Here is a 20,757-nt window from a genome sequence, read left to right as displayed (position 1 = left end):
GGGCTCCGGGCTCCGGGCTCCGGGCTCCGGGCTCCGGGCTCCGGGCTCCGGGCTCCGGGCTCCGGGCTCCGGGCTCCGGGCTCCGGGCTCCGGGCTCCGGGCTTCGGGCTTCGGGCTTCGGGCTTCGGGCTTCGGGCTTCGGGCTTCGGGCTTCGGGCTTCGGGCTTCGGGAGGAGGGTACGGCGCCGCGGTAGGCCGTCTGTGATCTGAGGTTCAGGTCCGTTCGTGGAGCCTTCGTCGCCACCAGGCATCCAGGTGTCGCTCTGTGAGTTCGAGGTCCGGATCGGGCAGGGTACGACGGCGTAACTGTCGATCAAGCCTGCTCACGATGCGGCGCCAGGGTGATGAAACCGAGCGCGGACCAGGGATGACGCTCCTGATCGCCGGTCAAGGGGGGAGCCCAAGGGCGTGTCAGGAGTGATGGTGCTGACTGCCGACCAGGGGATGACGTTCCTGGACGCGGGTCAGGGACGACCTCGAAGGACACGTCCAGGGTGATGGTGCCGGGGGTGGGTCAGGGGTGGCGTTCCTGGATGCGGATCAGGTTGCCGGAAGGGTCGCGGACGGCGCAGTCGCGGACGCCGTACGGCTGGTCCATCGGCTCCTGGACGATTTCGGCGCCGCTGGCCTTCAGGCGTTCGAAGGTGGCATCGAGGTCGGTGGTGGCCAGGTTCACGCCGGCGTAGGTGCCCTTGGCCATCATTTCGGTGATGGTGCGGCGTTCGTCGTCGGTGATGCCGTAGCCGTTCGCGACCGGTGGTTGCAGGACGATGGAGGTGTCCGGCTGGCCGGCGGGGCCCACGGTGAGCCAGCGCATCCCCTTGTAGCCGACGTCGTTGCGTACCTCGAAGCCGAGGGCGTCACGGTAGAAGGCCAGGGAGGCTTCCGGGTCGGTGTGCGGGAGGAAGCTGGAGTGGATGGTGATGTCCATGGAAGTCACGCTAATTGGGGTCAGGTAAGCGCGGTCTCTCGGTTCCTGATGGGTCTGGTCACCTGTTTCGCCACGCACGACGGCATCCCCGCGGTCGCGCTCGCCGCGCGGCGACGGTAGACGCTGGGTGGCACGCCGACCAACTCGGTGAAGCGGGTGCTGAAGCTGCCGAGCGAGGAACAGCCGACCGCGAAGCAGACCTCGGTGACGCTCATGTCGCCGCGGCGCAGGAGCGCCATCGCGCGTTCGATGCGGCGGGTCATCAGGTAGCCGTACGGGGCCTCGCCGTACGCGCGGCGGAACTCGCGGCTGAGGTGGCCGGCTGACATGTTCACGCCGCGGGCCAGGGCTTCGACGTCGAGCGGCTGAGCGTAATCGCGGTCGATGCGGTCGCGGACGCGGCGCAGCAGGGCGAGGTCACGCAGGTGCTGCGCTTCGGCGGGTCTGCTGGTCACATGCGCCATCGTACGTCGGCCCGAGGTCGGCCGGGACCGCTGGGCTGCCCAGCTCAGGGCGCACCCTCCGCCCTACGAACGCCCCCGACACGAGTCCGACATGCCGAAAAGAACCAGGCATCGAAGACAAACAGCTGGAAGGCCAGGTTCCGGCCGCGCAAGAGGGCCAGCCGAGGGCCGGATCGCGAATCACGGAAGGAGACAGACGGGCAAGGGCCTCGACCACAGGCTGCGCCGTGCTCCCCGGCGACCGGACGCATCCAACAGAGCGCAGACGTCCCAGTTCCCAGCACTCCGACCGAACGCAGACGTCCCAGTTCCCAGCACTCCGACCGAACGCAGACGTCCCGCAGCTCAACCGACGGAGCACAGAGGCCCGCAGCTCACCTGGTCGAGCGCGGAGGTCCCGCGAAACACCCCACAGAACGCAGACAACCCGCAGCTCACCGCGCACAGCGCAGAGATCCCGCGACTCATCCGACAGAGCGTAGGCGTCCCACAGCTCACCTGGGGGAAGACGTCCCGCGACACCTCACAGAACGCAGACACTCCGCAGCTCACCGCGCTGAGCGCAGACGTCCCGCAGCTCACCCGGCGGAACGCAGACGTCTGGGCATGGAAAGAGCCGGGCGCTGGGTGCGCCCGGCTCTTCAGAGGCAGGTGGGGATCAGGAGATCCTGCGCCGGCGGCAGGACCTCCTTGATCACACCTGCTGGCTCAGCGCCTTCCGCAAGCGGTCGTTGGCCCGCTTGACCTCGCGTCGCGCCCGCTGTACGCGGCTTACGCGCAGGATGAGACGCTGCTCCTCCGCTTCGCGGTGGAGAGTTTGTATTCGGTCGTTGACCAAGTCATGAAACAGATACGGCACGGCCAGGCTCCTGGTGGAAGAAGTGCTCATTGGTGTTCTTGTTCTCTCTCGCTCGTAGGGCTGGTGGATGGTCAGGCAGCGACCGGGTGCTTGCGGGGACGCCCGCGCGGACGCTTGCGGGGAACAACCGTTCCCCTGAGGATCAGTTCGCCGCCCCAGACGCCCCAGGGCTCCTCGCGCTCCAGCGCGCGGGCCAGGCAGGCCTGCTGGATCGGGCAGCCGCCGCAGAGAGCCTTGGCGAACTCGACGTCCTCGGGTGACTCTGCGAACCACAGGTCAGGGTCGGTACGACAGGGGATCTTGGCTTCGTCGATCAGGTCCATGATCGTCTTGGCCCCCATCTGCTTCTCCTTTTGATCGAGCTTTTTGATCTTGGTCGGGCACCTCGGAGGTGGTCGGGGATCGCGGAAAAACAAAGAGGCCGCGGATCCTGTGTGCGGATCCGCGGCCTGGGGGCTGCTATGTGCCGGTCAGGTTATGACCGGAGCATCCCTCCAGGGTTGCGGACCGCACAGTCCACCCTTGGTGAGCTGGTTGGTCGGGGCAGCGATACCTGCGCTATAGACAGGAACGCCTTGCGGAGCGGCGACACCCGCGTGAGCCCTCGCACGAACGGCGGGGGCCTGGCTACGGGCAGACTTCTCCTGCCGCAGCTTGGCCGGCCCATCGGCGAGCCTCACCGAGTCACGGCACGCGGAAGCGAGCCACTGCGTGGCCGACATCTGGATGCTCATCACCGGGGCTCACCTCCACTCATCAGATCGTCGGAAACAGGAGTGTCCGACTCGCTTGTCCATGACCCTAAACCGGGAAGCCGGGAAGGGGCAACATATTTTCTACCTGCGATTTTGTGACACAACCACGGTGTCACAACGTGCTGCGAACCGACTACTTCGCCACGCGGATCATCGCCTCCTGGACGACGGAGACCACGAGCTCGCCGGACGCGGTGAACATCTCGCCGCGCGCGAGCCCACGGGCCCCCGCCGACCAGGGGGCCTCCTGGGCGTACAGGAGCCAGTCGTCGGCGCGGAACGGGCGGTGGAACCACATCGCGTGGTCCAGGGACGCGCCGATCACGTTCGAGGCTCCCCAGGCCATGCCGTGGGCCAGCAGGATCGTGTCCACGAGCGTGAAGTCCGAGGCGTACGCGGCCAGCACGACGTGCAGCAGCGGGTCGTCGGGCAGGTCGGCGTCGTAACGGAACCACACGTTGGTCTGGGCGCTGCGCAGCTCGGGGTTGAGGTGCGCCTCCCATGTCAGGGGCGAGACGTAGCGGGCGTCCACCGGGCGCGGGCGCGAGAGCCACTCCCGCAGCTCGGGGTGGTCGCCCAGCACCTCCGACATCCTGTCCTGGAACGTCGGCAGCGTCTCGGGGGCGGGCACGACGGGCGCCACCGACGCCTGGTGCTCCACGCCCTCCTCGAAGATGTGGAACGAGGCCGACATCGTGAAGATCGCCTTGCCGTGCTGGACGGCGACGATCCGGCGGGTGGTGAACGACCGGCCGTCGCGCAGGCGCTCGACGTTGTAGACGATGGGGATGGACGGGTCGCCCGGCCTGATGAAGTAGGCGTGCAGCGAGTGGACGTGCCGATCCTTGGGGACGGTGCGGCCGGCCGCCACGAGGGCCTGCGCGGCCACCTGGCCACCGAAGACGCGCTGGATGCGCTCCTCCGGGCTTCTGCCCCGGAAGATGTCAAGCTCGATCTGCTCAAGGTCGAGCAGGTCGAGCAGCTCCTTCAGCGCCTCGTTCACAGGGCCCCCTCACAGACGAACCTTCCATGGACAAGTCTGACGTGCCACGCCTGTTCCCCCAAACCCGCCCTGCCTTGCCGGAATCTCCCGTCCCGCCGTTTCGCCCGGTGGGGAAGGGGCTCCCGCGCGAGGAGGCCGGGCGTACGTGAGGGATGTCACCCGCGGCACAGGGCAAGGACGGCCTCGCCGTACCGGTCGACCTTGACCCGGCCGATGCCGGCGATCGACAGCAGCTCCTGCTCGGTGGCCGGCGCGCGTTCGGCGATGGCCTGGAGGGTGACGTCGGTGAAGACGACGTACGGCGGGATCTTGGCCTCCTTGGCGGTGGCCGTGCGCCAGACCTTGAGGCGTTCGAGCAGGGCCTCGTCGTAGTCGGCGGGACAGGTCGCGCAGCGGCCGAGCTTCTGCTCGGCGGCGGCCACCAGCGTCTTGGCGCACACCCGGCAGCTCACCGGCGCGGCGACCGTGCGGCGTTCGCCGGCCGGGATCGTCATGCGGGGCGGTGTGGAGGCGCGGCCGGTGAGCCCGTCGAGGAAACGCGAGGGACGGCGGCTCTTGCGCCCGCCGGGCGCGCGGGCCAGCGCCCAGGAGAGCGACAGGTGCTCGCGGGCGCGGGTGACGCCGACGTAGAGCAGCCGCCGCTCCTCCTCGATCTGCTCGGGGGTCTCGGCGTAGATGATCGGCAGCATGCCGTCGGTGACGCCGACCAGGAAGACCGCGTCCCACTCCAGGCCCTTGGCGGCGTGCAGCGAGGCGAGCGTGACGCCCTCCACCGGCGGCGCGTGCTGCTCGGAGGCGCGGCGTTCCAGCTCGGCGACGTACGCGGGCAGGTCGGCGCCCTCGGCGGCCATGTCCTCGGCCAGGTCGGCCAGCGCCTTCAGCGACTCCCACTTCTCCCTGGCCTTGCCGCCGCCGGGCGGTGACGGGGTCAGTCCGACCCCGGTCAGGATGTGGTGCACCTCCGAGGCCAGCGGCTCGCCCGCGGCCGACCGCGCGGCGCCGCGCAGCAGCACGACCGCCTGCCGCACCTCGGGACGCTCGAAGAAGCGCTCGGCGCCGCGCAGCACGTACGGGATCTCGGCCTTGGACAGGGCCTCCTCGTAGGACTCCGACTGGGAGTTGACCCGGAACAGCACGGCGATCTCGCGCGAGGGCACCCCCTTGTCCAGCAGCTTCCTGATGGCCCGCGCGACGCCGGCGGCCTCGGCGGGCTCGTCGTCGTAGTCGGAGAAGACCGGTTTGGGGCCGTCGGGGCGCTGGGCGATGAGTTCGAGGCGGTTGGGGGTCTTGGACTTGGCGATGACGAGATTGGCCAGGTTCACGACCTGCGGGGTGGAACGGTAGTCGCGGACCAGCCTGATGACGGCGGCCTTCGGGTGCTCGACGGCGAAGTTGGTGAGGTAGCGGGGGCTGGCGCCGGTGAACGAATAGATGGTCTGGTTGGGGTCGCCGACCACGCAGATGTCGTCCCGGCCGCCGAGCCAGGTGTCGAGCAGGAGTTTCTGGAGCGGGTTGACGTCCTGGAACTCGTCCACGACGAAGTAGCGGTACTGCTGGCGGATCTGGGCCGCGACCTCCTGGTGCTCGGTCATCACGGCCGCGGTCAGTTCGAGGATGGTCTCGAAGTCGACCAGGTGGCGTTCGCGGCGGATGCGCTCGTACGACTCGTAGAGCCGGGCCACCTCCTCCGGCGAGCCGGGCGGCGTGCGGTGGTGCTTGGCGGCGGCGGCCACGTAGTCTTCGGGGCCGATCTGGGAGACCTTGGCCCATTCGACCTCGGCCGCGATGTCCCGCAGCTCGGACCGGTCGGGATTTTTCCGGATCTGGCGGCAGGCTTCGACCAGCACCGGCAACTTCGACTCGATGACCGAAGGGGCCTCGCCGCCGATCACCCGCGGCCAGAAGTAGGTGAGCTGGCGCAGGGCGGCCGCGTGGAACGTACGGGCCTGGACGCCCGGCGCCGCCAGCGCCCGCAGCCGCTGCCGCAACTCCCCCGCCGCCCGGGTGGTGAACGTCACCGCGAGCACGCTGGGCGCGTCGACCACCCCGCTGCGCACGGCGTGGGCGATGCGATGGGTGATCGCCCTGGTCTTGCCCGTGCCGGCGCCGGCGAGCACGCACACCGGGCCGCGCACCGCCTCGGCGACCTCCCGCTGTTCCGGGTCGAGGCCGCTGAGGACGTCATCCACGCTGTTCACCCGATCTTCCTCCCCGCAAGTGGCGCCGAAGCACTTTATTCTGGCAACATGCGGCCCGACGTATGTTCATAGTCACCGAGATGCAAAGGAATGGTTGCTTCCCCCACAATGGGGCCGACCATGCCGCATGGGGGAAAGGAAGGCCGTGCGAACAGCGGTTTTCGCGGGCGCGCTGGTGCTCGCTGCCGTGGCGCTCACACCTGCCGTCGCGTTCGCGGCCGAGCCGCCCGTCCCCGTGGTGACCAATCCCACAGACCCCGACGGCCTCGGCGGGCTGGCCACGGAGACCCTTTCCTACGGCCGCCAGCGCAACCAGGACATGGACGTGTGGTGGACGCCCGACGGCCAGAAGCGTCCCGGCGTCTTCCTGATCCACGGCGGCTGGTGGTCCGGCGGCGACAAGAAGTACATGAAGGAGATCACCCGTAGTTACGCCGACCTCGGGTACACGGTCTTCAACCTGAACTACCGCCTCTCCGGCGAGGCCGCCTGGCCGGCGCAGCGCACCGACGCGCTGGCCGCCATCGCCCTGGCGCGCAAGCACGCCGACCGCTGGGCCTTCGACGCGAGCAAGTACGTCATCGTCGGCTTCTCGGCGGGCGGGCACATCGCCGCCTCGGTCGGCACGTACGGCAACGGCATCGCCGGGCTGAAGGGCGTGGTCGGGCTGTCGCCGATCATCTCGCCGCTGCGCGCGTACGCCGACGGCGAGAAGACCGCCGACCACGACAAGCGCAAGCTGCGCGAGGCCGCGATCCGGCTGGCCGGCGGCTGCGAGCCCAAGGGCAAGTGCTCGCGCGTCTGGGCGAGCATGGAGGTGGCCTGGCACGCCAGCGCCAAGGACGCCCCGATGCTCACGGTGCACTCCGAGGACGAGTTCGTGCCGCCGGCGCAGAGCCAGCTGCTCAAGCAGATGCTCGGCCAGGTGGGCGTGCCGATGACGATCATGACGGCGCCGGGCACCAACCACAGCGCTCCCCTGTACCGGGAGCCGGGCGTGGCCGAGCGGGTGCAGGCCTGGATCGCCGAGCGCATCGGCTAGAGGGCCCCGGGTAGGGATTAAGCGGGCGCCTCCGCGTTGTTGCACCGAGCGCCTGATTTTCCTGACCTTGGAGGGACAACCCGACATGGCGCTCACGGTCTACAGCACTACCTGGTGCGGCCCCTGCAAGCGGCTGAAGTCCCAGCTCGCCCGCGAAGGCATCGCGTTCAAGGAGGTCGACATCGAGCGCGACCCGGCCGCCGCCGAATTCGTCATGAGCGTCAACAACGGCAACCAGACCGTTCCGACGGTCGTGGCGGTTTCCCGTTCAGGGGTGGAGCACGTCAGGACCAACCCCAGCGTCATCGAGGTCAAGCGCCTGCTCGACTCCTAGGCCAGGACGCGGAAGGGGGAGCCCCGCTTCGGACTCCCCGGCTCCGCTCGGCAGGTCACCAGTCGCCGACGAGCTCGCCGCCGTACCACGTCTCGATCAGGCGGCGGGCTATCGACACCGGGGGCGGCAGGCGCACCTCGCCCGACCGGAGCGAGGCCACCAGCTCGTCGCGGGTGAACCAGCGCGCCTCGGCGATCTCGTCGGCGTCGGGGGTCAGCGCGGTCGTGGTGGCGTCGGCGAAGAAGCCGAGCATGAGGCTGCGCGGGAACGGCCAGGGCTGGCTGCCCAGGTAGCGCGGGTTGACGACGTGGACGCCGACCTCTTCGGCGACCTCGCGGACCACCGCGTACTCCAGGGACTCGCCCGGTTCCACGAAGCCCGCCAGGATCGACAGGCGCCCCTCGGGCCACTGGGGGCCGCGGGCCAGCAGGCAGCGGTCGTCCTCGTCCCTGATCAGCATGATGACCGCCGGGTCGACGCGCGGGAAGTGCTGGCTAGCGTCCTTCGGGCACACCCGGACGTGGCCGCCGGCCTGCACCGACGTACGGGCGCCGCAGCGCGGGCAGAACTGGTGGGTGGCGTGCCAGGCCTCCAGCGCCACCGCGTGGACCAGCAGGCCCGCGTCGCGGTCGCCGAGCAGCCCGCCGACCTGGCGCAGACCCGCCGGAACCGGATGGCCTTCAGGCGTGTCGTTCAGGCTCATCGGCATCGTCACCCGGCCGTTGAGGTCGCCGGCCGGCGTGCCGGGCAGCGGCGCGGCCACCGCGAAGTAGGCGGTGCCGCCCTCGACGCCGAGCAGGTAACGCTCGCCCAGCGGCGCCTGCGCGGAGGTGTAGAGCACCGCGTGCACCTCGTCGCCGGCCCGCCGCACGAGAGTGTGGCCGTTGTCGATCACCAGCACCCTGGTCTCGGGGTCGGCCCACGCCTTCTCCAGCCATCTGTCGTCGGCACGCAGCGCCGACGATCTGTCGATGGTCCCCCGTGCCAGGAGCAGTGGGCCGATGAGTTGTTCTTCCGCGGTCTTTTCCACTGGCCGCCCCCTCCCCAAGTCGCTTGTCATCCTATGACCTCGCAGTTAGCCGCCGATTAGGGTGTGCGGGCCCCGGAGCGATCATTGTCAGGCTAAGATCATCGAGTTAGGTTAGCCTTACCTGATTCCTGCGGGGGTGCCTTCGCGTTGCGGCTCTACCTGACCGCGCTCAAGCCGACGGACTCGGTGACGTACGGCTTCCTGCCCGCGGCGCGGGCCCTCGGGTGCGAGGTGACCGTCCTGACCGACCGGCCGGAGCGGCACCCCGGCGCGGTGCGGTGCGACGTACGCGACCCGCGCGCCCTGATCGACGCGGTCGAGCACCTGGGCAGGCCCGACGCGATCTTCTCCAACTCCGACCACCTTCAGGCGGAGACCGCCCTCGCGGCGTCGTACTTCGGACTTCCGGGCAAGGACTGGCGGGCCTGCCTGGCCGTCAAGAACAAGTTCCTGATGCGACGCGGGCTCGCGGCGGCCGGCATCGAGACGGTGCGTTCGCTGCGGATCGCGCCTGCCGATCCGGTGCCCGAGCGCCTGCCCCGGCCCGTGGTGCTGAAACCCCGCGAGGGGGTGGCCAGCGAGGACGTCGTGCTGGTCGAGGACGACCTCCGGCGCGCCGTGGCCGCGGCCAGGCGGCGGCGTCCGGGCGAGACGCTGGTCGTGGAGGAATACCTCGAAGGGCCGCTGCGGACCCTGGAGACCCTCGGGGACGGCTCCGCGACGCGGGTGCTGGGCGGCTTCGCGACCACGCTGGGCCCGCTGCCGCACTTCGTGGAGGAGCGGCTGGACTGGGCGCCCGCCGCCGACGCCCACGTGCTGGCCGCGCTGCGGGCCCTCGGGGTGGGCTTCGGCGCCTGCCACACCGAGTACGTCCTGACGCCCGCCGGGCCGCGGATCGTCGAGGTGAACTACCGGGCGATCGGCGACCACTGCGACTTCCTGCTGGCCGACGTGCTGGGCGTGCCGCTGTTCGAGTGGATCCTGCGCACCCACCTCGGGGAGCCGGCGCCCGAGCCGCCGCCCGCGTCCCGGCACGGCTGCGCGGTCAGCGTGGTCGCCGACCGGCCGGGCGTCGTCAAGGAGGCGCCGCCGGAGGAGGACGTCGAGGACGGCGGCGTACGGCTGTGGCACCGGCCGCTGCGGGCCGTCGGGGACGTCATAGAGCTGACCCACACGAACCGGGACTACCTGGGCGTCATCCGGGCCGTGGGACCGGACCGGGCCCGCGTGGACGCCGCCGTCGAGCGGTACCGGGCGGCCCGGCCGTGGGTGGTCGGGTGAGGTCGCGGGAGGCGTACCTGGCCGCCCGGGTGCTGGACGCGCTGGTCCGCGAGGACTACGGCGGGCTGGCCGCCCGGCTCGACCGGACCAGGTCCGGGGCCGGGCTGCTGCTGGCCGACGGGCGGTGGGTCCGGATGGTCCCCGGGTCGCCGTTCCAGGACTTCGTGGTGGCGCCGGACGAGCGGCTGGGGCTGGAGCAGGTGCTGGAGACACTCGTGGAGGTGTCCGACGCGGCCGACGCCGAGGGGGTGGCGGCCTTCTTCGACGAGTGCCTGACCGCCCTGTCCGCGCTGGAGCTGCACGACGCGCACGCCGAGGAGGTGCTGCGGCGCGGGCCGTCGTACGAGTCGCTGGCGGCCTTCGCCGACCATCCCGTCTACCCGACCTCGCGGGCCAGGATCGGCGCCTCGGACCGCGACCTGCTGGCGTACGCGCCGGAGTTCGTCCCTTCGTTCGCGCTGAGGTGGGCGGTCGTCCCCCACGCCACCGCGGGACTTCCCGCGGACGTGCCCCGGCCGGCGGGCCGCGGTGTGCTGTTCCCGGTGCACCCGATGGCCGTCGGCGAGGTACGGAAGATCGACGGGGTCCGGGTGCTGGACGAGGAGGCGGTCACCGTACGGCCCACCCTGTCCATGCGGACCGTCGAGGTGGGGCCGCGTACGCACCTCAAGCTGCCGCTGCCGGTGAGCACGCTCGGCGTGCGCAACCGGCGCTCGATCAGGGCGGGCACCCTGGACGACGGCGCGCGGGCCGAGCTGCTGCTGCGCCGGCTCGCCGATCCCGGCGTGCTGCTGGCCGACGAGCAGACCTACGCGCACGCGGGCCACGAGTACCTGGCCTGGATGGTCCGGCGGCTGCCGGAGGGGCGGATCGTCCCGGTCGCGGCGCTGGCGGTGCCCGGCGTGCTGGACGGACTCGGCCCGGACGTCCTGCCCCGCTACCTGCGCCTGCTGCTGCGCTGGAACGTGCGGCTGTTCGTCCGGTACGGCGTCGCGCTGGAGGCCCACCAGCAGAACCTGGCCCTCGTCCTGCGGGACGGCGACCTGCGGCTGCTGGTCAAGGACAACGACGGACTGCTGGCCTCGCCGTCGAGGCTGGCGGCGGCCGGGATCGACGTGCCGGCCTTCTCCGACGGGCGCATGCTCACCGACGACCCGCACGCGCTGGCCGACGTGTTCGTCACGATCACGCTGCACCTGGCCGCCGCGGCGGTGGCGTTCGCGGTGCTGCCGCCGACTCGGGCGGCGGCCCTGGTGCGCGACACGCTCGCCAAGGCGCTCGACGAGCACGGCGACCACCCCATGGCCCGGCTGCTGCGCGCCAGGACGCTCGACGCGGCCAGGCTCACCGGCAAGTCGATGGTCACCGCCGGGACGCTCGTGGCCAAGGAACGGTCCGGGGCGCGGGACGTGAACAAGTTCTACGGCATCAGCGGGCCCAACTACCTGAGGAGATCGTGAATGGACGTCCTGGCCATCGGGGCGCCGGCCGAGGAGGCGACGCTGGCGGCCCTGCTGCGGTGCTGCGTGCGCGAGGTGGCCGGGCCCAGGGGGCTGGTCTGGCCGGCGCCGCCGTACGTGCTGCTGCGGGTGGCGGGGACGCTGCTGCGGGCCCGTACGCACGGCGGGGCCGCGCTGCGCCTCGACGGACCTCCGGAACGCCTGGAGAGCGGCTCCTGGCAGCCGCTGACGGTCGCCGAACTGGTCCGGCTGGCCGAGACCGACCTGGCCGGCTTGCCCGACCTGGCGGGCCGGCAGGACGAGCATGCGCGCCCAGGCGGGAAAGCGGCGCACCTCGGCGTCGAACCCAACGGCGAGTTCGCCGGTCAGGTGGCCGCCAGCAGGGACGCCATCGCGGCGATCCTGGCGGCCAGGGCGCGGGCCGAGCCGCCCGCCGATCCCTGGCTGGCTTCGGAGCAGGCGCTCGTGTACGGGCACCCGTTCCACCCCACCCCCAAGGCCCGCGACGGCGCGGACTGGCTGCGCTACGCGCCCGAGGCCCACGCCGCCTTCCCGCTGCGGCTGCTCGCGGTACGCGCCGACGCGCTGGCCGAGGAGGGCGACCTGACGGCGCTGGACGCGCTCGGCCCGGCGCCCGCCGGACACCGGCTGCTGCCCGCCCATCCGTGGCAGCTCGCCCTGCTGCGTCCCGCTCTCGGCTCCGAGCTGGTCGATCTCGGGCCGGGGCCGCTCGCGGTGCCGACCTCGTCGGTGCGGACCGTGTACGTGCCGGACGCCGAGGTGTGCCTGAAGTTCTCCCTGGACGTGCGGATCACGAACTGCGTGCGCAAGAACGCCTGGTACGAGCTGGCCGGGGCCGTCGAGCTCACCTCCCGGCTGGCCCCGCTGATCGCCGAGGTCGCGGCGCGGCACCCGGCCGTCCGCTGGCTTCCCGAGCCCGGCTACCGCACGGCACTCGGGCAGCGCGAGGGCCTGGGCGTGATCGTCCGGGCGAGCCCGTGGACGGCCTGCGACCCCGGCGTCACCCCGGTCCTCGCCGCCGCCCTCGCCCTGGACGCCACCCCGGCCGACCCCCTGGCCTGGTGGACGGCGTACGTGTCGGCGGTCGCGCTGCCGGTCGTGGACCTGTACGTCAGCCACGGCGTCGTCCTGGAGGCCCACCTGCAGAACGTGCTCGTCGGCCTGGACGCCGCCGGCCGGCCCGTCCAGGCGATCTTCCGCGATCTGGAGGGCGTCAAGCTCGTCGCTGGCCGCCACGACCTGGACGGGCTGCATCCGGCCGTGGCCGCCGCGCTCACCCACGACCCGGCGCGGGGCTGGGCCCGTGTCGTCTACTGCCTGTTCGTCAACCACCTCACCGAGATCGCCGCCACCCTGGCGGGCCCCGACGACGAGCTGCTGCGCGCGTTGTGGCGGGCCGCCCGCGACCTGCTCGCCCGCCAGGCCGCCGAGCTCGGGCAGCCGCTCCCGCTGCGTGACCTGCTGGCCGGGGCGCCGCTGCCCGCCAAGGCGAACCTGCGCGTGCGGTGGGCCAGAGCGGCCGACCGCAGCGCCGGCTACGTCCCGATCGCGAACCCGCTCGCATGAGCGGCGTCCAGAAGCGCGAACCCGCTCGCGCGAACCGCGTGCCGGAGCGCGAGCCCGCTCGCGTGAGCGGCGTGCTGGAGGCCGCCGCCCGGATGCCCGCGTTGCCCGCCTACCTTTACGACCTGCCCGCGCTCGACGAGCACGCCGCGTCGGTGCGCGCGGCGCTGGGCGAGGTCGAGCTGTACTACGCGGTCAAGGCCAACCCCGACGCCGAGCTGCTGCGGGTGCTGGCCCGGCACGTGGACGGGTTCGAGGTGTCGTCGGCGGGCGAGCACGCGCACGTCTCCGCGCTGCTCCCGGGCGCGCGGCTGGCGCTCGGCGGGCCCGGCAAGACCGACGCCGAGCTGCGGCTGCCGCACCACCGCCTGCACGTCGAGTCGCCGTACGAGCTGCGCCGCCTGCTCGCGACCGGGCTGGAGGCCGACGTGCTGCTGCGGGTCAACCCGGACCTGCCGGTCGAGGGGGCCGCGCTCACGATGGACGGCCCCTTCGGCATGGACGAGGCGGGGCTGGCCGAGTGCCTGCCGCTGTTCACCGGCCGCGTACGGCTGCGCGGCCTGCACGCCCACCTGGCCAGCGGCCTGAACGCCGCCCAGCTACTCCGCCTGGCCGGGGCCCTGCTGGAGACCGGGCATCGGGAGGTCAACCTGGGCGGGGGCATGGCGGTGTCGTACACGTCGGGCGAACGCTTCGACTGGGCGGCCTACGGCGAGGGCCTGGCCGCGCTGCGGGCCGGGCGGCGGCTGCGGGTCGAGCCGGGCAGGTCGCTCACCGCCTACTGCGGCCACTACGTCACCGAGGTCGTGGAGGTGAAGCGGGTGCGCGGCCAGGCGTACGCGATCGTCCTGGGCGGGACGCACCACCTGCGCACGCCGGTGACCAAGGGCCACGACCAGCCGTTCACGGTCCTGCCCACAGGAGGCGGGCCCGGGGTCGCCGGGGAGCCCGTGACGTTCACGGGCCAGCTGTGCACCCCCAAGGACGTCCTCGCCCGGAACGTGGTGACCTCGGTGCGGGCAGGCGACCGGGTGGTGTTCGGCATGGCCGGGGCCTACGCCTGGAACATCTCCCACCACGACTTCCTCATGCACCCCCGCCCCGCCTTCCATTACCTAGGACTCTGACGCCGGGACCGCCTCGACGAGCGCGACCAGCCCGTCGGCGTCGAGCAGGTTGACCGGCCGCACGGTTCTGTTGGCCCGGACGTAGTGGAAGGCCGCGCTCACCTTCTCCAGCGGCACCCCGGCCAGGTGCGACCACGCCAGCCGGTACGCGGCGAGCTGCACCGAGGCCGTGCGGGCCGCCTTCCCCCTGGGCGGGACGCCGGTCTTCCAGTCGACCACCTCGTAGCCGCCGTCGGGCAGCTCGAAGACGGCGTCCATCCGCCCGCGCACGAGCCGGTCGGCGATCATGGTCTCGAACGGCACCTCCAGGTCGACCGGCCGCCGGTCGGCCCACTCGCTCTCCTCGAACCGCTCCTGCAGCTCGGCCAGCCGCACGTCGGCCTCCTCCAGCTCCTCCAGCGGGTCGAGGTCGAAGTCGTCGATCAGCCGCTGCTGGTCCCACCGGCTCTCCAGCCACTTGTGGAACGACGTGCCCCGGCGGGCCAGCGGCGCGGGCTTGCGCGGCACCGGACGGCGGATCCTGCGGGCCAGCTCGGCCGGGTCGGTGGCCAGCGTGACCAGCGACGACACGGTCAGCTTGGCCGGCAGCTCGACGACGGTCGCCGGCCTGCGCCGGTTGAGCTCGCGCTCGCGCAGCAGCAGGTCGGTGTCGCGCTCCCAGGCGCGCAGGCGTTCCTCCTCGAACGGGCGCAGCGGCTCGTCGTCCTCGTCGGCCAGGTTGCCGGCCAGGGCGTCCTCGACCAGCCGGGCGCCGTCAAGCACCGACTCGTAGCGCAGGCCTTCGGGGGTGACCGGCCAGACGGCCTCGGCCGGCTCGGCGAGCAGCGGGTTCGTCGCGCCCTCGGCGAGGTCGCCGGCCCAGTAGGACACCCGGTCGGCCGTGTCGCGGATCTCCAGCAGGAACTCCGACGGCTCCAGCGGCTTGGTGGCGCTGCCCCAGCGGTAGCCGGAGGCGATGAGGTGGTAGTGGGCCCGGGTGACGGCGACGTAGGCCAGCCGCCGCTCCTCCATCAGGTCGCGCTCCCGGCACTGCTCGTCGAACGCGGCCAGCTCCTCCTTGCTCAGCCCGCCCAGCCGGGGCAGGTCGGCGGCGTCGCCGCGCAGCGGGTAGGGCAGCTTGCGCGGGTTGTCGGTCCAGCGGCTGTTCATCACCGGCGTGGCCGGGAACACGCTGCCCGTCGCGATCGTGCCCTTCGAGCTGAGCAGCTGCGACAGACCGGGCACGACCACGACCGGCCACTCCAGCCCCTTGGACGCGTGGACGGTCATCAGCTTGACGCTGTTGCTCTCGCCGACCCGGCCCGCCTCCAACCCGAACTCCTCGCTCTCGGCCGCCTGGAGGTAGGCCAGGAACGCGCCCAGCGTCGGGTCCTCGGCGTCGCCGGCGAACCTGGCGGCCGCGTCGATGAAGGCGTCGAGGTCGGCCCGCGCGGCGAACGCCCCGGCCGTGCCGCTGCGGGCGGCCACCTCGATGTCCAGGCCGAGCCGGCGTTCGATCTCGGTGACCAGGTCGGGCAGCGGCTGGGCGGTGTGGCCGCGCAGGCTGCGCAGCTCCTGGGCGAGCGCGACCAGCCGGGTGCGGGCCAGCGGCGAGAACGACTCCAGCCACTCGGGCCGGTCGGGCAGCTCGTCGAGCGCGTCGACCAGGCTGCCGCGCTCCTCGGCCAGGTCGGCGACCACCTGGTCGAGCGGGTCTTCGGCGCGGTGGCTCTCGCTCAGCTCGCGGGCCAGCTCCCTGGCGTGCTCCCCCAGCACCCGCAGGTCGGCCGGCCCGACCCGCCAGCGCGGCCCGGCCAGCAGCCTGGCCAGCGCGTCGCCGGCGGTGGCGTCGTAGAGCACGCGCAGGGTCGCCACGATGTCGCTGACCTCGGGCACGGTCAGCAGGCCGCCCAGCCCGACCACCTCGACCGGGATGTCGCGGTCCTCCAGCGCCTTGCGCAGTGCGGGGAACTGCGAACGCTTGCGGGCCAGGATCGCGACGTCCTGAGGCTGGAGGGCGAGCGTCTTCTTGCGTTCCTTCTCGCCCCAGGGCAGGCCGTCGGGGGCGGTCTCCTGGCCAAGGATTCGGGCCACGCCGTCGGCGATCCACTTCGCCTCGTCCTCGGCGGTCTCGTGGAAGGCGCAGGTGACGCGGCCCCGGTCGACCCGGTTGGGCCCCGGCACCAGCACGGGCACCTCGCGGGCCTCCATGCGCAGCGGGAGCTGGACGCGGGCGGCGACGTCGAGCACCCGGTCGCCGTTGCGGAAGCTGACGCTGAGCTGGCGCACCGGCGCCTCCTCGCCCGCGCCGGTGCGGAAGTCGCGGGGGAAGCGGCGCAGGTTGCCCGCCGAGGCGCCGCGCCAGCCGTAGATGGACTGACAGGGGTCGCCGACGGCGGTGACCGGATGGCCGCCGCCGTAGAGCGAGCGCAGCAGGACGAGCTGGGCGTGGCTGGTGTCCTGGTATTCGTCGAGCAGGACCACGGAGTAGCGGGACCGTTCGATCTCGCCCACTTCCTTGTGGTTGGCGGCGATCCGGGCGGCCAGCGACATCTGGTCGCCGTAGTCGATGACCTCGCGGCGGCGCTTGAGCCGTTCGTACGCCTCCACCAGCGGCAGCAGCTGCTCCCTGGCCGCGTGCACGCCGACCGGCTTGCGCTGCGCCACGGTCGTGCGGCCGGGCAGCGCGGCCAGCCGGGCCTCCAGCCACTCCCCCACCCGCCGCACGTCGGCGGGCCCGCGCAGGTGCTCCGACAGCTCGCCGGCGAGTTCCAGCAGGGCGGCGGTGACCGAGGGCGGGCCCAGCTCGATCTTGTCCATCGGCCCGTCGTACAGGGCCACCACGCGCGAGGCGAGCTGCCACGACACCGCCGGGGTGACCAGGCGCATGGTGGGTTCGAGCGCCTCGCGCAGGGCGTGGTCGGTGACCAGGCGGGCGGCGTAGGCGTGGTAGGTGGAGACGGTCGGCTCGTTGTCGAGTGCGCCGGGCGCGACCAGGCCCGCCTCGGCGAGCCCGGTCAGGCGCTCCCTGACCCGGACGGCCAGCTCGGCCGCGGCCTTGCGGGTGAACGTCAGCCCCAGCACGTTCTCCGGTTTGACCAGGCCGTTGGCCACCAGCCAGACCACCCGCCCGGCCATCGTCTCGCTCTTGCCCGAGCCCGCGCCCGCCATGACGACCATCGGTTCGAGCGGCGCCTCGATGACCGCGGCCTGCTCGCTCGTCGGCGGCAGGATGCCGAGCTTGTCGGCCAGTTCGACCGGGTTCAGCACACCTGGCCCCCGTTGTCGTTGACCGGGCAGCTCGCCCGCGCCGCGCACGTGCGGCAGCCGTCGTTCACCTTGGCCTGGAAGAACGGGCCCGACATGCCCGTGGCGACGGTGTCGACCAGGTCGCCGGCCCAGCCGGGGTTCTTGTCGTCGGCCAGCGCGCCCTGCCGCTGCTCGGTGGCGGCGTTCTTGCCGGCCGCCTTGCCGAGCTGGACCAGCGCGGCGCCGCCGGGCTCGGTCATGCCGTGCCGGGCGAACGCGCCGAGCAGCGCGGCGAGCTGGTAGACGCCGAGCTGCGGATGCCGGTCGAGCTCGCCCGGCTTGGGCTTGGAGCCGCCGGTCTTCAGGTCGATGATCACCGCGCGGCCGTCGTCGTCGCGCTCGACCCGGTCGACCCGGCCCTTGATCTGCACGCCCTCTGAGACCGTGGCGACGAACGACTCCTCGATGGCGACCAGCTCGCGCGGGTTGTCCTTCTGCCAGCGCAGGAACTTGCCGATCATCTGCTCGGCGACCTGGCGCTGCTTGCGGTTGTACCAGACGCCGCCGAAGTCGAGCTCGTTCCAGACCTGGTCGAGCCGCTCGCCCAGGGCGTCCTCGCCGGGCAGGTCGGTGGCGGCCAGCATGGCCAGCGCGTGGATGACGTTGCCGAGGCCCTGGGCGGTGCTGGTGCCCGCGGCGCCGACCGCCGTCTCCAGGAGCCAGCGCAGGCCGCACTTGGTGAAGCTCTCGACCGCGGACGGGGAGATGTTGACGATGCCGTCCGGCCAGCTCAGCGGGCGGTCGTCGGTGATGGGGGTGAGGGCGTACCAGTCGTTGGGGTGGGCGCCCTGGACCCCGGCGGCGGCCAGGCGGGCGAGCTGCCGCGCGGCGCGCTGCCGGACCTTGGCCGGTTTGGTGGGGTCGGTCACCGCGCTGCGGAGGTCGGCCACCAGCGCCGACATGGTCAGCCAGCGCGCCCGGTCGTCGACCGTGGCCGACTCGACCGCGCCCGGCATCAGCTCCGACAGGAACCGGGAGGGCCGCTCGTCGGTGTCCTCGCCGCCGACCGCCGTGACCACCAGCCGCCGCCTGGCCCGCGTGGCCGCGACGTAGAACAGCCGCCGCTCCTCGGCCAGCAGCTTGGAGGCCAGCGACGCGGCGCTCGGCTCGGCGCCCTCGACCACCTCCACCAGGTCGTCGGCGCCCAGCAACGACCCGCGCAGCCGCAGGTCGGGCCAGACCCCCTCCTGGACGCCCGCCACGACCACGATGTCCCATTCCAGGCCCTTGGAGCGGTGGGCCGTCAGCACCCGCACGGCGTCGCCGTCGGGGGCGCGGTCGGCCAGCGTGTCGCCCGGGATCTCCTGGGCGGCCAGGTTGTCGAGGAACACCTCGGGGCCCGCCTTGGGCATGCGGTCGACGAACTTGGCGGCGTGGTCGAACAGCGCCACCACCGCGTCGAGGTCGCGGTCGGCCTGCGCGCCGCGGGAGCCGCCGGACAGGCTCTGCTCGGTCCAGCGCGGGCCCAGGCCGCTGGCGTGCCACACGGCCCACAGGAGGTCTTCGGCGGTGCCCTCCTGCGCGGCGGCCTCGCGGGCGGCGGCGAGCAGCTTGGCGACGCGTTCGGCGGGGAGGGCGACGTGCGGCTCGACGCGGGTGAGCTCGCGGGCGTCCTGGATCGCCGCCACCAGCAGCTCGCCGGACGACCGCGCCCCGGCCTTCCCTGCGACCGGCTCCTCCTCGGGGGCCGGCTCCTCCTCGGGGGCCGGCTCCTCCTCGGGGGCCGGCTCCTCCTCGGGGGCCAGGTCCTCCTCCGCGACCGGCTCCTTGTCGGGGGCCGGGTCCTTCTCGGCGGCCGGGTCCTCCTCGGCCGGTCCCTTCGCGGTCGGCGGCTCCTCGGCAGCCAGGGCCTCGTTCTCGGCTATCTTGAGCGCCCGGCGCAGGCGGCGTACGCCGATCATGTCCGTGCCGCCGAGCGGGCCCGTCAGCAGCTCCTCGGCCACCCCCTCGTCGAGCTGCGCCGGGTCGAGCGCCACCCGCAGCATCGTGAGCAGCGGCCGGACCCCCGGCTCCTGGGCGATCGGCACCTCGTCGCCGGCGATCATCGTCGGCACCCCGGCGTTGACCAGCGCCCGCCGCAGCAGCGGCACCTGGCGCTTGGCCGAGCGCACCAGCACCGCCATGCGGTGCCAGGGCACCCCCTCGATCAGGTGCGCCCGCCGCAGCGTGTCGGCGACGATCGCGGCCTCCTGGCTGGTGCTGTCGGCCAGCAGGACGCGCGCGTCGCCGGGCTCGACGCCGGCCGCCGGGACCAGGTCGCGGTGGCCGTGCCGCTGGTCGTGGTCGGGGGCCGGGGCGATCGGCAGGCGGGCGGCGACCCGGCGCGAGGCCTCCAGCAGGTCGGCCCCGCTCCTGCGGCACACGCGCAGCGCCACCACCGGCGCCTCGCGCCCGTCGAGCGTCCTGAACCGCTCGGGGAACTTCATGATCCCCTGGACGTCGGCGCCCCGGAACCCGTAGATCGACTGGTCGGGGTCGCCCACCGCGACGAGGTCGCGCCCGTCGCCGGCGAGCTGGTCGAGCAGGTACTCCTGGGCCGGGTCGGTGTCCTGGTACTCGTCGACGAACACGACGTCGTGGGCGGCCCGCTCGCGCGCGCGCACCTCGGGCCTGGTCAGCAGCGCCGAGGCGGCCCCGATCAGCTCGGCGTAGTCGTAGGTGTCCTCGGGGTCGAGGTCGAAGCGGTCCTGGTAGCGCTCGTAGAACCGGCCGGTGGCGATCCAGTCGCTCCTGCCGTGCAGCCGGCCGAGCGCGACCAGCCGCTCGCCGTCGAGGCCGCGCTCGGCGGCCCTGGACAGGAAGTCGCGCACCTCCTCGGCGAAGCCGCGGGTCTTGAGCGCCTCGCGCAGGGACGGCGGCCAGCCGAGCGCGCCGTTCTCCAGCTCGCCGTGGAGCAGCCGGCGGATCTCCAGAAGCTGCTCGGGGCCGGTCAGCAGGCGCGGCGGCGCCTTGCCCTCCAGCACGGACTCGCGGCGCAGGAGCGCGTAGGCGTAGGAGTGGAAGGTCAGCGCCAGAGGTGAGCGGGTGGTGCGCCGCAGCCGCCCGGTGACGCGCTGGCGCAGCTCCTCGGCGGCCTTGCGGCTGAAGGTGAGGATGAGCACCCGTTCGGGGTCGGCCCCGCGCCGTTCGATACGCTCGACCACGCTCTCGACGATCGTCGTCGTCTTGCCCGTGCCGGGCCCCGCGAGGACGAGGAGCGGGCCGCTCCGGTGCTCGACCACGGCACGCTGATGTTCATCCAGCGCAGGAGGCTCAACAGGGCCTCCGCTGCCACGCCGCACCAACCGCCAGGTCTGACCACTCACAGCACTAGATTCCACCAGACCACACGGACAGATCGTGCCGACTTACCCGGTCTCCCGCCGCGATCCGCCTACCGTATCGAGGCAAATATCCGAATA

Annotated in this window: 15 protein-coding genes; 6 read left to right on the top strand and 9 right to left on the bottom strand. The window is 72.6% G+C overall.

The genetic code is table 11. The features are described from left to right. Positions 1-514 precede the first annotated feature (514 nt). The 6 genes from ACWEJ6_RS17030 to ACWEJ6_RS17005 form a co-directional block, all read right to left on the bottom strand. Positions 515-931, bottom strand: a complete 417-nt coding sequence (locus tag ACWEJ6_RS17030) for a VOC family protein (RefSeq protein WP_352352819.1) — start codon at positions 929-931, stop codon at positions 515-517. Between the two features lie 20 nt (positions 932-951). Beyond that, positions 952-1,395: a helix-turn-helix transcriptional regulator gene (locus tag ACWEJ6_RS17025; RefSeq protein ID WP_357987330.1), complete on the bottom strand. Its 444-nt coding sequence runs from the start codon at positions 1,393-1,395 to the stop codon at positions 952-954. A 694-nt stretch (positions 1,396-2,089) separates the two neighbouring features. Continuing rightward, positions 2,090-2,254 carry a hypothetical protein gene (locus tag ACWEJ6_RS17020; RefSeq protein ID WP_452424535.1) on the bottom strand — a complete coding sequence of 55 codons (165 nt, stop codon included), beginning with the start codon at positions 2,252-2,254 and terminating at the stop codon, positions 2,090-2,092. 71 nt (positions 2,255-2,325) lie between these two features. Further along, complete coding sequence (locus ACWEJ6_RS17015; protein WP_125636897.1) at positions 2,326-2,595, bottom strand: WhiB family transcriptional regulator; 270 nt, start codon at positions 2,593-2,595, stop codon at positions 2,326-2,328. A 547-nt stretch (positions 2,596-3,142) separates the two neighbouring features. Beyond that, complete coding sequence (locus tag ACWEJ6_RS17010) at positions 3,143-4,012, bottom strand: acyl-CoA thioesterase (protein WP_352352821.1); 870 nt, start codon at positions 4,010-4,012, stop codon at positions 3,143-3,145. Positions 4,013-4,167: 155 nt separating this feature from the next. Next, on the bottom strand, positions 4,168-6,201 hold the full coding sequence (locus tag ACWEJ6_RS17005) for an ATP-dependent DNA helicase UvrD2 (protein WP_452424561.1): 2,034 nt from the start codon (positions 6,199-6,201) through the stop codon (positions 4,168-4,170). Positions 6,202-6,355: 154 nt separating this feature from the next. Between ACWEJ6_RS17005 and ACWEJ6_RS17000 the strand changes: the two genes are divergently transcribed. Further along, entirely contained in the window at positions 6,356-7,252 is an 897-nt protein-coding gene (locus ACWEJ6_RS17000) for an alpha/beta hydrolase (protein ID WP_387677405.1), read from the top strand. An 85-nt stretch (positions 7,253-7,337) separates the two neighbouring features. Next, positions 7,338-7,586 carry a glutaredoxin domain-containing protein gene (locus ACWEJ6_RS16995; protein ID WP_358294331.1) on the top strand — a complete coding sequence of 83 codons (249 nt, stop codon included), beginning with the start codon at positions 7,338-7,340 and terminating at the stop codon, positions 7,584-7,586. A 55-nt stretch (positions 7,587-7,641) separates the two neighbouring features. On the opposite strand, the gene nudC is transcribed toward ACWEJ6_RS16995, so the two are convergent. Further along, on the bottom strand, positions 7,642-8,616 hold the full coding sequence (gene nudC, locus ACWEJ6_RS16990) for an NAD(+) diphosphatase (RefSeq protein ID WP_452424532.1): 975 nt from the start codon (positions 8,614-8,616) through the stop codon (positions 7,642-7,644). Positions 8,617-8,763: 147 nt separating this feature from the next. Here nudC and ACWEJ6_RS16985 point away from each other — a divergent pair, with 147 nt between their 5' ends. The 4 genes from ACWEJ6_RS16985 to ACWEJ6_RS16970 are packed head-to-tail and all read left to right on the top strand — an operon-like array spanning position 8,764 to position 14,068. Continuing rightward, the gene (locus ACWEJ6_RS16985; RefSeq protein WP_452424530.1) at positions 8,764-9,897 is read left to right on the top strand and encodes a siderophore biosynthesis protein; all 1,134 of its coding nucleotides are present in this window, start codon (positions 8,764-8,766) and stop codon (positions 9,895-9,897) included. Further along, the gene (locus ACWEJ6_RS16980; RefSeq protein ID WP_452424528.1) at positions 9,894-11,357 is read left to right on the top strand and encodes an IucA/IucC family protein; all 1,464 of its coding nucleotides are present in this window, start codon (positions 9,894-9,896) and stop codon (positions 11,355-11,357) included. The genes ACWEJ6_RS16985 and ACWEJ6_RS16980 overlap by 4 nt, the downstream gene beginning before the upstream one ends. After that, a complete protein-coding gene (locus tag ACWEJ6_RS16975) occupies positions 11,358-12,944 on the top strand; it encodes an IucA/IucC family protein (protein WP_452424526.1) in 1,587 nt (528 codons plus the stop codon). Next, a complete protein-coding gene (locus ACWEJ6_RS16970; protein WP_452424524.1) occupies positions 12,941-14,068 on the top strand; it encodes a type III PLP-dependent enzyme in 1,128 nt (375 codons plus the stop codon). Before ACWEJ6_RS16975 ends, ACWEJ6_RS16970 begins: the two co-directional genes overlap by 4 nt. On the opposite strand, the gene ACWEJ6_RS16965 is transcribed toward ACWEJ6_RS16970, so the two are convergent. Further along, positions 14,057-17,317 carry an ATP-dependent helicase gene (locus ACWEJ6_RS16965; protein ID WP_452424522.1) on the bottom strand — a complete coding sequence of 1,087 codons (3,261 nt, stop codon included), beginning with the start codon at positions 17,315-17,317 and terminating at the stop codon, positions 14,057-14,059. The genes ACWEJ6_RS16970 and ACWEJ6_RS16965 overlap by 12 nt on opposite strands. Continuing rightward, the gene (locus ACWEJ6_RS16960) at positions 17,311-20,637 is read right to left on the bottom strand and encodes an ATP-dependent helicase (RefSeq protein ID WP_452424559.1); all 3,327 of its coding nucleotides are present in this window, start codon (positions 20,635-20,637) and stop codon (positions 17,311-17,313) included. Before ACWEJ6_RS16960 ends, ACWEJ6_RS16965 begins: the two co-directional genes overlap by 7 nt. Positions 20,638-20,757: the final 120 nt, after the last annotated feature.

Source organism: Nonomuraea sp. NPDC004702, from assembly GCF_053601695.1.
The sequence above is the reverse complement of the archived record's forward strand: the minus strand, read 5'-3'. Positions and strand labels throughout refer to the sequence as shown.